Here is a 16,374-nt window from a genome sequence, read left to right as displayed (position 1 = left end):
AACTATTTCCCCTGGCGGTTGGTCATCACCACGCCGGCAATCGTCACCGCACCGCCCAGCAGCATCGAGGCGAGCACCGGCTCGCCCAGCAGCGCCGCCGCCAGCACGATGCCGAACACGGGCACGAGGTTGTTGAACACGGCCGTGCGCGACGGACCCAGCGCCTTGACGCCCTCGTAATACCAGACAAAACCGATCACCGTGCCGAACACGCCCAGGTAGCCGATGGCGGCCCACACTTGCCAGCCGAAGCTGTGCCACGGCACGGTGGGGAATTCGACGGCCGCCCCCACCAGCAGGAAAGCCAGGCCCCACATCGCCGCATACGTGGTGGCGGCGATGGGCGACAAGCCCTTCAGCGCGACCCGGCCGATCAGCGTATAGGCGGCCCAGCTGGAAATGCCGCAGAACATGAAGATTTCGCCGGCGCCGATGCCGCCGCCCGTGCCGTGCAGCACGCCGGCCAGGTCGCCGCGCGTGATGACGATGGCCGTGCCGCAGAATGCCAGCAGGATGCCCAGCCATTTGAACGATCCGAGCCGCTCGCGGAACAGCATGGCCGAGGCCAGCGCCGTGACGATGGGATTCAAGGCCACGAACAGGGCCGTGCGCCCGGCCGGCATGCGCGACAGGGCCGCCAGGAAGCACAGATTGTATAAAAAGATGCCCGTCAGGCCCAGCGCCGCCGTCGTCATCAGCTGCTTGCGGTCCAGGCGCGGCAAGCCCCCTTCCAGTTTCCATGCCAGCACGACGAGCAGCAGCACGGCCACGCCGAAGCGCCCGCTGGCGGCCGTCATGGGCGGCATCTGCTGCGCCAGCACGCGGCCCGCGATGAAGGTGCCGCCCCAGAACAGGGCGACGCAGATCAGTTTCAGATAGACGAGCGGCGATTGCGCGGCAGGCAAGGCGGCTGAAGGTACGGCGGAAGAAGACATGGGAGTTCCTGTAAAGCCGCTTGCGCGGCGGGTGGCGTACATGCTGTACACTTATATATTAATACTAATATCAACTCATGAAATAATGAGCAAATACTCATACAACAGGAAAACCACAGCATGACCTTCACGCAACTGGAAATCTTTACCCTGGTGGCCGAACTGCACGGTTTTTCCGCCGCCGCCGCGCAACTGGGCATCAGCCAGTCGGCCGTCTCGCATGCGTTAAAAGCGCTGGAAAAGGAAATGGGCGTGGACCTCATCGTGCGCCACCAGGCATCGGCCGAGCTGACGGACGTGGGCCGCCAGCTGCTGGTGCGCGCGCGCGAAATCCTCGGTTTGTCGGAAGCCATGCGCCAGGAAGCGGCCGACGTGCTGGGCCAGCGCCAGGGCAGCCTGCGCATCGGCTCCTTCGGCCCTACTTCGTCCCTCAACCTGCTGCCGGCCATCACGGCGCAATTCCGCCTGCGCTATCCGGGCATCGCCCTGCGCATCGACGAAGGCGCCGACCATGAAGTGGTGCAGTGGATACGCGAACGCAGGGTCGACGTGGGTTTCGTCGTGCTGCCCGACGAGCGTTTCGACACGGCGCCGCTGGTGGAAGACCAGATGATGGCGCTGGTGCCGCGCAGCCACCCGCTGGCCAGCGAAACCACCATCACCTTGGCGCAGCTGTGCGAAGGGCCGTTCATCATGTCCGAGGCGGGCTGCGCCTGCCTGATCGAGCCCCTGTTCGCCAACGCGGGGCTGCAGCCACATGTCCCCTACCGCATCAGCCAGGTGATCACCATCCTCGACATGGTCAGCCGCGGCGACGGCGTCTCCATCGTCGCCGAACTGGCCCTGCCGCAGCGGCTGCGCGAACAGTATCCGGAGCTGGTCGCCCTGCCCTTGAATCCGCCCGTCAGCCGCAAGGTGGGCCTGGCCGTGCGCGACCGGCGCCAGAACACGCCGGCCACCAACGCTTTTTTTGAAGTCGCAAAGCAGATGGCGCCGACCCTGGCGCCCCGGCGTACTTAAAGTTTAAAACGTCTCCCACTCGTCGCTGCGCTCCTGCTTGGCGACGGGCGCTTTTGTGGCGGGGCGGCTGGCGATGCGCGGCGCGACGGCCGCGCGCGCCACGGGCCTGGCCTGCTGCTGGTGCTGGTGCTGGTGGTGCTGCTGCGACGGCGCCTGCCCGTCATCGAGCTTGAACACGCCCACCACCTGCGCCAGGGTGCTGGCCTGGTCCTGCAGGCTTTCTGCGGCGGCCGCCGCCTCTTCCACCAGCGCCGCATTCTGCTGCGTCACCTGGTCCATCTGCGCAATGGCCTGGTTCACCTGTTCGATGCCCGAGCTTTGCTCGACGCTGGCGGCCGTGATTTCGCCCATGATGTCGGTGACGCGGCGCACGCTGTCGACGATTTCCTGCATCGTCGCCCCCGCCTCGTCGACCAGGCGCGCGCCCGAATCGACCTTGCCCACCGAATCGTCGATCAGCAGCTTGATTTCCTTGGCCGCCCCCGCGGAGCGCTGCGCCAGGCTGCGCACCTCTGTTGCCACCACGGCAAAGCCGCGTCCCTGCTCGCCCGCGCGCGCCGCTTCGACTGCCGCATTCAAGGCCAGGATATTCGTCTGGAAGGCGATGCCGTCGATGACGCTGATGATGTCGACGATCTTCTTCGATGAATCGTTGATCGAGGCCATGGTGTCGACCACCTGCGCCACCACTTGCCCGCCCTTGCTGGCCACGCCGGACGCCGATTGCGCCATCTGGTTGGCCTGGCGCGCATTATCGGCATTTTGTTTGACGGTGGAAGTCAGCTCCTCCATCGAGGCGGCCGTTTCTTCCAGCGAGCTCGCCTGCTGTTCCGTGCGCGACGACAGGTCCTGGTTGCCGGCGGCGATTTCCGACGACGATACCTTGACCGATTCGCTGGCCGTGCGGATCTTCACCAGCACGGCGGCGATCTTGTCGATGAAGCGGTTGAAGGCGCCCGCGATCTGCGCCAGTTCATCCACGCCGGAAGCGTCGAGGCGGCGCGTCAAATCGCCCTCGCCCGAGGCGATGTCGTCGAGCGCGTCGCGCACCAGTTCCAGGCGCTTGAGCATTTTGAACACCAGCAGCGACAGCAGCAGCGCGGCCAGCCCGGTCAGCAGCGCGGCCGTGACAGTGGCCGTCGTCAGCATCGTCTGCAAGGCTTGCATGGCTTCCTGCTGGTCGAGCACCACGGCCAGCAGCCAGTCGGTGCCCGCCACGCGCGTCACGTACAGCTTGCCGTCGCGCTCATTGAGGCGCACGGCCTCGCTCGCGCGCGAGCTTTCCAGGCGGTTCACCTGCGCGGCCGACAGCGCCGCATCGAGTTTCGTCACCGGCTGCAGGCTCAGTTCCTTGTCCGCGTGGGCGATGATGGTGCCGCTCTGGTCGACGAGGAAGGCAAAGCTGTGCGGCGTCGGCTTGATCGCCACCACGTTGGCAATCACCGTATCGAGCAGCACGTCCGCGCCCGCCACGCCCAACAGCGCCTCTTTCGGGCCGACGGGCGCCGTGAACGACACCACCAGCTTGTGGCTGGCCGCGTCCACATACGGCGGCGTGAGCATCGGCACGCCCGCCTTGACGGTGTCCGTGTACCAGGCGCGCGCCGTCGGATCGAAATCGGCCGGGCGGCCCGGATGGGTAAACACGGAACGCTTGTCCGCGTAGCCGATGAACACTTCCGCAAAATCGCCGGCCTTTTCCGCGATCTGGAAGGCGCGCAGCGGATCGGGCGTCTCGGCCGACATGACGACCGAGGCCATGACTTTCTTCTTGCCATCGACCCATTGCGCCAGCACGGCGGACTGGCTTTGCAGCAGCTGCTGCATCTGCTGGTCCGACGACGCCAGCATGCTGCTGCGCGTGGTGACGTAATTGGCGACCGACAAGGCCAGCATGGACAGGACGACGATGGCCACGCAAATGAGCACCAGGCGCGTGCGAAGGGAAGACAACATGATGGACTCCTCGTTTCGATTTGATTGGCGTGAAACAGTGCTTTTGCACTACTTCACCTACGCAAGCATTCTCACACAAAAAACGGAACAATTATCGTCAATATTCGGAATACAACACATATATTTCCGTAAGGAAATGCACCCCCTCCCATCAAGCCCTCAGCCGATCAACCCTCTCAGCCCGCTGGCGCGCTGCGTGCGGCGCAAAATCGCGTCGAACAGTACGGCCTGCGTGGGCGAGACGAGGGTAAAGAAGTCGCGCGCGCGCGTGATGCCCGTGTAGACCAGCTCGCGCGCCAGCATGGCGCCGCCTTCCTGCGGCAGCACCAGCACCGTGTGGCGAAATTCCGAGCCCTGCGACTTATGTACCGTCATGGCAAACGCCGTCTCCACGTGGCGCAAACGCGTGGCCAGCACGCTGCGCACATTATCCCCTTCCAGGAAGTACACGCGCAGGGAGCCGGGCCGCGCAGGGTCGCGCAGGGTCAGGCCGATATCGCCATTGAACACGCCCGTACCGTAATCGTTGCGCGTGACCATCACGGGCCGGCCCACATACCATTCGCTGCGGCGTATCAGCCCGTCCTTTTCCAGCCGCAGCTCGATGGCCGTGTTCAGGCCCGCCACGCCCCACTCGCCTTCGCGCACGGCGCACAGGATGCGGAACGCTTCAAAAGCGTGCAGCACGGCGCGCACCCAGTCGTCATGCTGCGCGTACGCGGCCTCGCCCGCGTTCACCAGCGCCAGGTAAGGCTGATAGCCGCCCGGCGCGTCCACCCGCCCGCGCAAGGCCAGGCGCAGCACGTCTTCCTGCTGCGCCGGCACGCTCCACGCCAGCTGGCCGCCGCTGTCGGCGGCGAAGCACGCCCTGGCCAGGTCGGGCCTGCCGGCATTCACGGCCAGCGCCAGCTCGCCGATCGGGCCGCTGAAGCGGTGGCTGTGGCGCAGCATCACCGTCTGCTGGGCCAGCGCGCCGGCCGCTCCCGCGAAGGCGGCAGGTATGGCCACGCCGCTGGCCGCCTGCGCATAGGCGATGGTGGCGTCCGTGTAGCCGCCCGCCTGCGCATCGTGGCACAAGTCGCCCAGCACGGCGCCCGCTTCCACGGACGCCAATTGATCCTTGTCGCCGAGCAGGATCAATATCGCCGTGGGCGGCAAGGCGTCGAGCACGGACGCCATCATCTCCAGATGCACCATCGACGCTTCATCGACGATCAGCACGTCGACGTCGAGCGGATTGCCCGCGTGGTGGGCAAAGGCGCGCGTATCGGGCCGCGCGCCCAGCAAGCTATGCAGGGTGCGCGCCGCGCCCATGCGCCGCGCCAGTTCCAGCAGAGGCAGCGCGTCGCCGGCCTTCGCCGCCAGCCCTTCGAGCGCCTTGTCGATCGACTGTTTTAATCGCGCGGCCGCCTTGCCCGTCGGCGCGGCCAGCGCGATGCGCAACTGCTCCGGCTGCGGCGAGACGGCAAACAGCAAGGTCAGCAAACTGGCCACCGTGTACGTCTTGCCCGTGCCCGGGCCGCCCGTGATGATGGCCACCTTGCCGCGCAAGGCGACGGCGCACGCCACCTTTTGCCAGTCCGGGCCACCGTCCTGCGTGGGCTGGTCGAACAGGATGTCGAGCCATTGCCGCACCTGCGCCAGCGGCGGCTCGCTCAAGTCCTGCGCGCGCACGGCGATTTTCTCGCCCACCAGGGTCTCGTCACGCCAGTAGCGGCGCAGGTACAAACGGTCGCCGTCGAGCACCAGCGGCTGTTTCACATCGGGCGCACCCACCTGCCACACCTGCGGCGCGCCGGCCAGCAGCGCGCGCCAGCCGGCGGCGCTGTCCGGCAGCGGGCCGGCAACGGCCAGCACCCCATGCCACAGCTCCTCGCTCCAGCCCAGCAGCTGCGACGGTTCGCCCGCCAGGTCCGCCAGCATCAAACAGCTGTGGCCCCGCCCTTCCAGCTCGGACAGCACCACGCAGGCCACGGCCACGGCGGGCGCATGCGGCACCTGCGCGTCCAGACTGGCGATGAAGCGGGCAAAGGCGGCGCTCAGGCGGCGCAGATGGCCCGCCTCCGCGACGCCGTCGACATGGGTAAACAAAGCGTCCATCTGCGCGTCATGCTGCATGGTGTTCCGTTTCTTCTAACAGTTGATCGAGGCCGTCCAGCAATTCCAGCTGCGGCGCCAGCCAGTAGCAGCCATGCGTGTCCGCATTCGCTATGCCGCGCAGGAACAGGAAGATGGCGCCGCCCAGATGTTCGGCCGGGTCGTAGGCGTCGCCCAGCCGGCTTTTCAGCAGCCGGTGCAGGGCCAGCATGTAGATGGCGCCCTGGATGTCGTAGCGGTGCTGCGCCATGCCGGCCGCCAGCGCCTGCGTGTGGTAGGCGGCGTCGTTGGCGCCCAGCGCATTCGACTTGTAGTCGAGCACCCAGTAGCGCCCCTCCCGTTCGATGACCAGGTCGGCAAAGCCTTTCAGCATGCCGTGCAGCTGGCGCCGCGGCAGCGCGGGACGCGGCGCGCCGTCGAGCAGCAAGCGCGTGCACAGTTTATCCAGCGCTTCGGTGGACAAATGCTCGCTGGGGAACCAGAACTCCATCTCGGACAGGGTGCTGTCCAGCTGCGACAGCGATGCATCGAGCAGCGGCAGCGGCGTGACGGCGATTTCCCGGAGCCAGGCGATGGCGTCTTCCTGGCGGTGGCCCCAGCCCGCCCGTTCGCAGCGCGCGGCCAGGCGCGTGTTGAAATTGTCGTCGTGGACGCCGTCAAAGCCTTCGCCGCCCATCCACTCGAGCTGCTCATGCAGGAAATTACCGGGCACGGAACCGCGCGGGAAGCGGTGCCACGGCGCGTCGCCCATTTGCATCGGCGCGGCCACGGCCACGGCCGTGCCATCTTCCAGCAAGGTCTCTTCCAGCGCCCGCTGCGGCACGTGCGCGGCCGCCACGGCACCGATCTGGCGCGTCAGCGACGTAAAGCTGCCCACCGACCAGTCGCGCTCGAATTCGCCCACGAACACGGGTGCGGGCCGCAATTCGGGACGGCGTTCGATGCGGTCGAGCACCGTGCAGGCGTCGGGCTGCGCCAGAGAACTCACATAGATGGCGTCGCAGCTGCCCGCGACCTGCTGCCAGCGCAGCAGCAGCTGCTCCGCCGGCAGCTTGTCGCCGCCCGTCAGCAGGTAGCCGAGCGCCGACTCGTGCAGGGTGTTCTCGCCCGCCTTGCGCGCCGCCTGGGCGGCCACGCCCAGCCACAGGAAGTGGCGCGCGCGCGTCAGGGCCACGTACAGCAGGCGCAAGTCTTCCTCGATGCGCGCCTCTTCGACCGCCGCCATCGCTTCGTCGGACAAAGACAGGTCGAGGCGACGCTCGCCTTTGTCATCCGCATAGTCGAAGAAGCTGCGGTTGCGTTTATCCACCTTGCGCGCCGTGACGGCGAACGGCAGATACACGAGCGGATATTCGAGCCCCTTGGACTTGTGCACGGTGATGACCTTCACCAGCTCCGCATCGCTTTCCAGGCGCAGCACGCGCTCGTCGCCGTTGTCGCCCTCGCCGGCGATCTGCTCGGCCAGCCAGCGTATCAGCGCCTGCTCGCCATCGAGCTGGCGGCTGGCCGATTGCAGCAGTTCGGCCAGGTGCAGCAGATTCGTCAGGCGCCGCTCGCCGCCCGTCTGCTGCAGCAACATGGCGGGCAATTGCAGTTCGTGGATGAAGCGGCGCAGCATGGCCAGCACGCCCTGCCGCTGCCAGATCAGGTGCAGGGCCTTCAGCTGATCGACCCGGCGCTCCCACTCCAGTTCATCGCTCGACAGGCGCGCCAGCTCGCCCAGCGACAGGCCGATCGTGCGCGTGGCAAAGGCGGCGCGCGCCAGGCCCCCGTCGAGCGGGTTGGCCAGCGCCGCCAGCCAGCGCAGCACGTCTTGCGCCTCCTCGCTGTCGATGACGGAATCCTTGTCGGACAGGTAGACGCTGGCGACCCGGCGGCGCGCCAGCGCGCGGCGGATGGCCGCCGCTTCCTTGCGGTCGCGCACGAGCACGGCCACGTCGGCCGGCTGCAAACGCGTAAAACCGTCGGGACCAGCGAAACCGGCTTGCGCATCGCCCAGCATGGCGACGATATGTTCCGCGCAGTGCTGCGCGAAATACTCGCGGTAGCCGTCGCCGCGCAATCCTTCATCGCTGGCGCAGGCGGCCAGCAGGGCCGGCAGCGGGCCGCCCGCGTTCACCAGGTATTCATCGCGCCCCTTGGCGTCGACGGCCTCGAACGGCAGCGGATTCTCGCCTCCTTTACGGTAGCGGAAGGCACCGGCCGGCACCTCGTCGCGCTCGGCGTGCAGGAACAGCTGGTTGACGGCGGCCACCAGCGACGCCGTCGAGCGGTAGTTGGTGCCCAGCTGGTAGTGGCGCCCTGCCGTGGCGCGCCGCGCCGCCAGGTAGCTCTGGATGTCCGCGCCGCGAAAGCCGTAAATCGACTGTTTCGGGTCGCCGATCAGGAACAGGCCCAGCGCCGGATCGTTGTCGGCGATGCGGTACAGCAAATTGAAGATCTGGTACTGCGCGGGCGCCGTATCCTGGAATTCATCGACCATCGCCAGCGGGTACTGGTCGATGATGCGCTGGCGCAGGGCCGGACCGTTTTCGCCCGCCAGCGCGTCGTGCAGGCGCTGCAGCATGTCGGCAAAGCCGAACTGGCGCGACTGGCGTTTTAACTGATCCATGCGCCGCGCGATGGCCGCCGCCGCATGCAGGTGCAGCTTGTGCGCCAGCGGCGTCAATGCCGCCAGGGCCGTCCCCAGCGCCTCCGTATACTCGAAGCACTCGGGCACCTGGGCCGTGAAACTCTTGGCAAACGCATCCTCGATGCCGAACGGCGTCAATCGTTCCCACGCCTTGGCCGTGATGGCGGGCAGCAGCAGGAGCGGATCCTGCGCCCAGCGGCGCAAGCCGTCGAACCACTTCGCCAGGTTCTCCGGTTTCATCTTGACGCCGTTAAAACATTTGGGATTGATGGCGCGGTGGTCGTTGATCCAGGCGGCCATCTGGTCCACGCGCTCGACCCAGCCCGCCTTCAGGGTGGCCAGCTGCGCGGCCAGCGCCCGCTGTTCGCGCGCGATCAGGGTGGACAACGGTTCTTCGTCCGCCATGCCCATGATGTCCGCGCGGCGCGCCAGTTCGCGCGCTCCCTTCTTCAGCGCTGCCACGTCGGGCCAGCATGCCAGCAGCACGTCGAGCGCCTGCGGCGGCAAGGGATAGACTTGCTGGCGCCAGTAATCGTGGGCCGCATCCTCGAACAGCGCTTGCTCGTCGCTGACCAGTTCTTCGTCGAACAGGCTGCCGCTGTCGAACGCGTGCTCGCGCAGCATGCGCTGGCACCAGGCGTCGATGGTGAAGATGGCCGCTTCATCCATCGTCTCGGCGGCCAGCATCAGCCGGTGCGCGGCCTTTTGCCGTTCGCTCTCGTCCGGATAGGACTCGAGCAGGGCGTCGAGAAACGGGTCGCCGCCGCCGGATTCAATGCCAGATTCGTGCCGAAAATAAGCGGCCGCCTCGATCAGGCGCTCGCGCACGCGGTTCGACAATTCACGCGTGGCGGCGCGCGTAAACGTCATTACCAAAATATCGGCCGGCAGCAGCGGACGCGTGAAGCGGCTGTCATCGTCGCCGTGGCCCAGCACGAGGCGCACGTACAGCGCGGCGATGGTCCAGGTCTTGCCGGTGCCGGCGGACGCCTCGATCAGGCGCGAGCCGTGCAGCGGAAACGCCAGGGGGTTGAGCAGATGGCTCGTCATGGTTCTTCTCCCGCGCCATCGTCGGGCGCGCTGATCGGGTCGATCGTGATGTGTTGCTGCAGCCAGTCGGCCAGCGGGCCATACAGCTCGCGCGTGCAGTCCTGCCACGCTTCCTCGGCGGCCAGTGCGGAAAACTCGGGCCACAGGCGCGCCAGGCACAGTTCTTCGCGCTCGCCCGAGATGTCGAAGCCGCCGTCATACACGGCGCGCGGGTCGCCCTGCTGCACCAGCGCCAGGCCCGTCTTGCAGGCCGTGGGCAGCGGATGGTTCATGCCTTCGCGCCACAGCGCCAGCAGGGTGGCCAGCGCGTCGCGCGACGCGGCCGGATCGAGCGGCGCCATGCTGACGATGGCATCGCGCGCCACCAGGTAGCCGGTGACGGGAAAGCCGAGGGCGGCGGCGGCCAGCTGGCGCAGCCACATCAGCATCAGCTTGTCGCCGCGCGCCTGGCCGCCCTTGTCCGTCACCTTCGAGGAAATCTGCATCAGCCAGGCCGTCTCCTGCCCGTTGCTGCACAATCTGTCGAGCCAGTCGTCGATCTGCACCTCGCCGAAGGGCAAATTGATGGCGCGCTTGTCGGCCGCGAGCGGGAACGAGGCGCGCAAGGACAGCCACGCGCTGCGCACGGGCACGAGCGCCTCGACCAGCTGCGCCTGCACCTGCCGGCCGATCAGGCCGATGGGCAGCACGCCTTCGCGCGCCAGGCGTGCCGCGCGCGCCTCCAGGCTGGCGCGCACGTCGTCGATATCTTCCACGGCGCCGCCGTCATCGAGCATGGTGTCTTCCAGCAGATAGCGTTCGAGCGCATTCAGGCCGAACGGCTCCTCATCCTCGCCCAGCATGGCGGCGTCGGCGAAATACACGCTCAAGCGGCGGCGAAAGAAGTACTTGACGGGCTGGCGCAAAAAGCTGGCCAGCTCGCCCAGCTTCAGACGCGTGCCGGGATCGAGTTCGTAGGGGCCCAGCGGCAGCGCGGCGGCCTGCGCATCGGCGTCGGCCGCATCGGCATCGGTATGGACTACGCGCCATTCGCGCGCATAGGTCAGCAAGCCATCGGCCTCGAAATAGCGGCGGCTGAATGGCTGCAGCGCGTGCTCGGTGGTCAGCGACACAAGGTGGCGGTCCAGCGACCAGCCGGCGGCCAGGTAATCGCGCAGCTGCGACACCAGCACGGACGGCGGCTGCTCGGAATTGTCGCGCACATTGCGCCCCACCCAGCTCACGTACAGTTTGTCGCGCGCGGCCAGCAAGGCTTCGAGCATCAGGTAACGGTCATCGTCGCGGCGCGAGCGGTCGCCCGGGCGCGCCATGCCGGGCAGCGCCAGCAGGTCGAAATCGGCCTTCTGCGCGCGGCGCGGGAAATCGCCATCGTTCATGCCCAGCAGGCAGACGACGCGAAACGGCACGGCGCGCATCGGCATCAGGGTACAGAAGGTGACGCCGCCGGAGACGAACTGGTGGTTCAGGGTCGGCTCGTCCAGCGCGCCCAGCCACGCCACGCGCAGCACGGACAGCGGCACCGCCTCGACAAAGCCCGCATGCCCGCAGGTTTCCAGCCAGCCCTGCAAGGCGCCCTCGAGCTGCGCCAGGGTCAGGCGGTCGCCCTCGTCGTCCGCATCGAAAAAGGCGGCCAGCAGCGCGCGCGCCTGCGCGCCCCACTCGGCGGGCGTGCGCGCGCCGGCCAGCACGGTGCGCCAGTACAGCAGCGCCTCGACCAGCTGCGCCAGCGAACCCGCCAGCGCCGCATCGAGGCCGCCCACTTCCGCATACGGCTCGATGCCGCCGAAGCTGGCGCCACTGCCGCTGGCGTAACCGAGCAGCATGCGCCGCACGCCGAAGATCCACGCATTCTGTTCCCCGGCCGCGCCCAGCCCCAGGCCGGCGCGGTGTTCCTGGTCCAGGCCCCAGCGTACGCCCGCCCCTTCGATCCAGGCGCCCAGGGTGGCCAGGTCGTCCGGCTGCAGGCCAAAACGTGCCGCCAGCGCCGGCACGTCGAGCAGGTCGCGCACTTCGCTCTGGCGGCAGCGCTGCTGCGGCAGCTGCAGCAGCCACTCGAGCGCGACGAGCAGCGGATTGACGCTGCGGTCCTTCACGTCGCCGATCTCGAACGGAATGAAACGCTCGTCGTTGCGCCGGTACTGGCCGAAAACGGCGTGGATGGCGGCCGTAAACGTGTCGATGTCGGGCACCATCACGACCACGTCGCGCGGACGCAAGAGCGTCTCGGCGCTGTGCGCGAACATGGCCAGCAGCTGGTCGTGCAGCACTTCCACTTCGCGCTGCACGCTGTGCGCCACGTGAAATTCGATCGAGCGGTCGCCGGCGTCGGGCGGCACCTGCTCATGCTCGGCCAGCGGGCGCAGTTCGCGGATGGCCACCTGCACCTGCTGCAGCAGGGTTTCGCCCGTCTCCTCGCCGAACAGGTCGATGCGCAGGCTGTCGTCACGCCCTTCGGCTTGCGCGTGTTCGTCGAATTCGTCAAGCATGCGGATGAAATCGCGCCCTTGCCTGCCCCAGCTGGCCAGCAGCGGATGACTGTGCGCATGCAGTTCTTCCAGCGGAATGTGCGCCAGGTCGGTGCCGTTGCGCTGCCGCTGGCGCTTGTTTTCCGCGCGCAGCAAGTCGCGCCCGTCGATGATGTCGCCCCAGTAGAACTGGCATGGATTGGGCACGGCCAGCACCACCTGCGTGTGGCGCGCCAGCGCAGCGAGCGCCTGCAAGGTCTGGTAGGGCAAGGCCGACACGCCGAACAGCACCACCCTGCGCGGCAGCTTGCCAAGCGGCGCATCGCCGGCGGCGATCGCCGCCAGGAAGGCCTCATGGATGTCGGCGCGGCCCGTATCGCGCTCCAAGGCCTCGACGTCCTGGCCCACGGCGCGCCACAACTGCGCCTGCCAGCGCTGGTCTTCCTTCAAGACGATGGCTTCTCCGCGCGCCGTGCGCAACTGGTCGCGCCCGGCCGCCCAGTCGGCCAGCCAGTCGGCGCGGTAGACCTGGTACTGGTCGAACAAGTCGGCCAGGCGCTCGGCCAGCTGCAGCCGGCGTTCGCAATCGCCATCGGCCAGGAAGTAGCGCAGCGGCGCAAACACCGGATCGGCCAGCAGCGACGGCAACAGGCGCATCAAACGCCAGGTCAGCGGGGATTTATCGAAAGGCGACACGCGCGGGACGCGCTCGCGGCCCAGCATGCCCCGGTAGCTTTCCCACAGCAGGCGCGCCGGCAGCGCGATGCGCGTGGCCGCGCACACTTTCATCTCCTCGGCCAGGGCGATCTTCAGCCATTCGGCCACGCCGTTCGACTGCACCAGGAAGATATCCGTTTCCAGCGGCGCCAGCGGATGCTGGCGCAGCCACTGGAAGACGGCGGCGCGCAGCTGTTCCAGCTGGTTGCCATGCAGGATGAGGAGGCCGGGCGTGACGGGTGTATGCATGCTGATCCGATGGGTTGCCGCGTCTCCGGCCGGGTGACCGGAGACGTCAAACGCCTATTATCGCCGCTGCCTGCCTCAAGGGGCGTCGCTGGCGGCAAATTCCACGGAAATTTGTTCCGCCACCTGCGCCAGCGCCGGCCCGAGCGCCGCCAGCAAGGCACGCGCCTGCTGCATGTCGCCGCCCAGGCGCAAGCCTTCGATCGACAGGCACAGGGCGGCGAAAGCGTGCGCGCCCACGGCCAGCGCCGACGATTTGCTGCGGTGGCCCAGGTCGGCCAGGCGCCCCAGGTCTTCCAGCGCCAAGGCTTGCTCCATTTCGGCGATGCCGTCGCGCGCCGTGTCGAGAAACAGCTGGGTGTACTTGCGCATCTTCACGGCGTCATTGCTGAACGTGAGCGCCAGGGTGGCCAGATCGAGGATGGCCGTGTCGCGCGATTCCGGCGCGGCGTCCGATGGCGGCGCTGTCGGCGCTGTCGGCGCTGTCGGTGCCGCCGCCAGCCTGTCGCGGCCGATGCCGCCAATGCCGCCACGCAGGCGAAACCATTTCGCCAGCAGGTGAAACAGCAGATTCGGGGCGATCGGCTTGGTCACGAATTCATCCATGCCCGCCTCCAGGCAGCGGGCGCGGTCTTCGCTGCCCGCGTTGGCCGTCATGGCGATCACCAGCAGGCCGGCAAGTTTCGGATCGGCGCGGATGCGGCGCGTCGCCTCGAAGCCGTCCATCTCAGGCATCTGTACGTCCATCAGCACGCAGTCGTAGCGCTGGCGGGCCAGCAATTCCAGCGCCTCGCGGCCATTGCAGGCGACGCAAACGGTGGCGCCCGCGTCTTCCAGCAGCTCGCAGCCCACCTGCTGGCTGAAGATGTTGTCTTCCACCAGCAGGATGGAGGCGCCGCGGATCACCCCCAGCACTTCCGGCTCCACTTCGGCGATGCGCTCGTCGGCCCCCTGCGCGCTCTTCTCCAGGCGCGCCGTGAACCAGAAGGTGCTGCCCAGGCCCGGCTGGCTGTACACGCCCACCTTGCCGCCCATGAGCTCCACCAGCTGCTTGCTGATCACCAGCCCCAGGCCGCTGCCGCCATACTTGCGCGTGGTCGACGGGTCGGCCTGGTGGAAGGAGCGGAACAGCTGCGCCACCTCTTCCTGGTTCATGCCGATGCCCCGGTCCTGCACCTCGAAGCGCAGCATGGCATGGCTGGCGCGCTCCTCGGACTGGCGCACGCGCACGAAGATGCTGCCATTGTCGGAAAACTTGATGGCGTTGCTGGTCAGGTTCAGCAAGACCTGCTCCAGGCGCAGCGGGTCGCCGCACCAGCGCTGCGGCAGCTCGGACGCGATATCGAACTGCAGCGCCAGGCCCTTGACGGCGGCCGCGTCGCCCAGCTGGCTGGCGATGTTCGCCAGCAGGGTGTCGAGACGGAAGTCCAGCACCTCCAGCTCCAGCTTGCCCGCCTCGATCTTGGAAAAATCGAGGATGTCGTTGATCAGGCCCAGCAAATGCTGGCCCGAATGGAAGATTTTCTGCAGATAGTCGCGCTGGCGCGCATCGGCCACCGATTTCAGCGCCAGGTGCGCCATGCCGATAATGCTGTTCATCGGCGTGCGGATTTCATGGCTCATGTTCGACAGGAAGTCGCTCTTGGCCTGGCTGGCCGCGTCGGCCTGCTCTTTCAGGCGGTGCAGTTCCGTCACGTCGGTGGACAGGCCGATCAGGCCCGTGACGGGACCGGGCAAGCCCAGCGGCACCTTCACGCTCCACAGGTGATGCACCTGGCCCTGCGCATCGACGAAGCGCTCCTCGCCGACGAACTTGGCGCCGCTGTCGAAGACCTGGCGCTCCGTCAGCTGCGCGGCGGCCGCCGCATCGCCGAGCATCAACTCGCCATCCTGGCGACCGATCAGCTGCTCCACGGGACGGCCGAGGATGGTTGCCGTGCGCGCATTGACGTAGCGGTAGCGCAGGTCGGCATCCTTCATGTAGACGTAGGCGTCGACGCTGTCGAGCACCGTATCGAGCAGGGTGCGCTGCGCCACCGCGCTGCGGCGCGACCGATACAAGGTAAAGATATAGCCGTAAATGAGCAGGGTACCGGCCACGCCGACGCCCAGCGCCAGCCATGGAAAATAGCGGTCGAAGGGGCTGTACAGCTCCGCCTTGCGCACGCGGAAATGGGCTTTCCACAGGCCGCCCTGGTAAGCGACGGGCAGCACCTGGTCGAAATAGTCGGCATCGCTGCCCGGTTGCGGCGGCGCCGCCGCCAGGTCGCCGTCATCGTTGAACAGCAGGCGGTCCTGCGGCGTGATGGACAGGGACCCGCTGGCCGTCAAAGGGTCGGCCGCGCTGTACAGGGTCAGGTGCAGCGGTTCCAGGGCGCTGCGTTCGAGCGCGCTGTGCACCAGCTGCGCCACGCCAAAGCCGATGCCGACGGAGCCCTGGTAGGCGGCGCGGCGCTCGGCCACGCTGCCCTGCGGCATGCCATTGCGGTACACGGGCAGACGCATGCCCAGGCCGATATGCGCGGGCGGCCCCTTGATCATGATCACCTGCCCCGATGCGCTGACCTGGCCGCTGTCGCGGGCCTGCGCCAGCGACTGCGCCACCAGCGGGTTGGCGCCGATATCGATGCCCATGCGTTCGGCCAGCAGGGAATCGGGCTCCAGGTAGGTGAGCACCGTGTATTCAGGCCGCTCGCCCGCAGGCCGGATGGTGAAAGCGGGATAGCCGCGCGGCGCCAGGCTGGTGTCACGGCGCACGGCCTCGATGAAGGCGGGGCGCTGCGCCGACGGGACGGCCGCCGCGTAGTTGACCGATTCGATGGCCGGGAACTGGCGCACGATATCGAGGCCGGCCACGTAATCGTGGAACTGGCGGCGCGTCAGGTGCTCGCTGGTGCGGAACAGGGCCTCGAGGCCGCGCAACAGGTCGGAATAGCTTTTTACGCGCGTGATCAGGCTATGCTGGGCGCCATGCGTGAGATTGTCGAAACGCTGTTCGGCGTCGTCATTGACCGTGCGCGCCGCGCCCGCATACAGGGCACCGCCCACCGCCAGGGCCAGCAGCACGCCGCCCGCCCATATCCTGAAGCCCGATACCGCCCCGCCCTTGCTCAAAGTGTGCATTGTCGATCGCTTATTCCGGTTTCCTCGAATGTGCGGCGCTCCGGCCGCCCAGCAAGTACGAGGATACTATCAAAGCTCATGCCCGACGCGCTTGTGCAAGAAAAAAAGCGCGCAGGATGGTTGCACTGGAAAA

7 protein-coding genes are annotated in these 16,374 nt (G+C 67.5%); 1 reads left to right on the top strand and 6 read right to left on the bottom strand.

All coding sequences use genetic code 11. The annotated features are described in order from the left end of the window. Positions 1–2 precede the first annotated feature (2 nt). Complete coding sequence (locus IGS60_RS16400) at positions 3–935, bottom strand: DMT family transporter (protein WP_230505557.1); 933 nt, start codon at positions 933–935, stop codon at positions 3–5. Positions 936–1,055: 120 nt separating this feature from the next. On the opposite strand from IGS60_RS16400, the gene IGS60_RS16395 reads away from it, so the two are divergent. Then, positions 1,056–1,955, top strand: a complete 900-nt coding sequence (locus IGS60_RS16395) for a LysR family transcriptional regulator (RefSeq protein ID WP_230505555.1) — start codon at positions 1,056–1,058, stop codon at positions 1,953–1,955. Between the two features lie 3 nt (positions 1,956–1,958). Here the strand turns inward: IGS60_RS16395 and IGS60_RS16390 are convergent, their stop codons facing one another. From IGS60_RS16390 to IGS60_RS16370, 5 genes are all read right to left on the bottom strand, one after another. After that, positions 1,959–3,911, bottom strand: coding sequence for a methyl-accepting chemotaxis protein (locus IGS60_RS16390; protein ID WP_230505553.1), 1,953 nt, complete (start codon positions 3,909–3,911; stop codon positions 1,959–1,961). A 159-nt stretch (positions 3,912–4,070) separates the two neighbouring features. Continuing rightward, entirely contained in the window at positions 4,071–6,029 is a 1,959-nt protein-coding gene (gene recD / locus IGS60_RS16385; protein WP_230505551.1) for an exodeoxyribonuclease V subunit alpha, read from the bottom strand. Then, complete coding sequence (gene recB, locus IGS60_RS16380) at positions 6,019–9,690, bottom strand: exodeoxyribonuclease V subunit beta (protein ID WP_230505549.1); 3,672 nt, start codon at positions 9,688–9,690, stop codon at positions 6,019–6,021. Before recB ends, recD begins: the two co-directional genes overlap by 11 nt. Then, positions 9,687–13,121: an exodeoxyribonuclease V subunit gamma gene (gene recC / locus IGS60_RS16375; RefSeq protein ID WP_230505547.1), complete on the bottom strand. Its 3,435-nt coding sequence runs from the start codon at positions 13,119–13,121 to the stop codon at positions 9,687–9,689. The genes recB and recC overlap by 4 nt, the downstream gene beginning before the upstream one ends. A 75-nt stretch (positions 13,122–13,196) precedes the next feature. Further along, complete coding sequence (locus tag IGS60_RS16370) at positions 13,197–16,241, bottom strand: CHASE domain-containing protein (protein WP_230505545.1); 3,045 nt, start codon at positions 16,239–16,241, stop codon at positions 13,197–13,199. Between the last annotated feature and the right edge of the window lie 133 nt (positions 16,242–16,374).

The organism is Janthinobacterium sp. FW305-128 (assembly GCF_020858135.1).
Taxonomy (GTDB): domain Bacteria; phylum Pseudomonadota; class Gammaproteobacteria; order Burkholderiales; family Burkholderiaceae_D; genus Janthinobacterium.
This window is presented reverse-complemented; position numbering and strand designations above follow the sequence as displayed.

Bases quoted from the DNA above. Each gene is read 5' to 3' on its own strand.
- IGS60_RS16400 (WP_230505557.1), bottom strand. From the start codon at position 935: ATGTCTTCTTCCGCCGTACCTTCAGCCGCCTTGCCTGCCGCGCAATCG.
- IGS60_RS16395 (WP_230505555.1), top strand. From the start codon at position 1,056: ATGACCTTCACGCAACTGGAAATCTTTACCCTGGTGGCCGAACTGCAC.
- IGS60_RS16390 (WP_230505553.1), bottom strand. From the start codon at position 3,911: ATGTTGTCTTCCCTTCGCACGCGCCTGGTGCTCATTTGCGTGGCCATC.
- recD (WP_230505551.1), bottom strand. From the start codon at position 6,029: ATGCAGCATGACGCGCAGATGGACGCTTTGTTTACCCATGTCGACGGC.
- recB (WP_230505549.1), bottom strand. From the start codon at position 9,690: ATGACGAGCCATCTGCTCAACCCCCTGGCGTTTCCGCTGCACGGCTCG.
- recC (WP_230505547.1), bottom strand. From the start codon at position 13,121: ATGCATACACCCGTCACGCCCGGCCTCCTCATCCTGCATGGCAACCAG.
- IGS60_RS16370 (WP_230505545.1), bottom strand. From the start codon at position 16,241: ATGCACACTTTGAGCAAGGGCGGGGCGGTATCGGGCTTCAGGATATGG.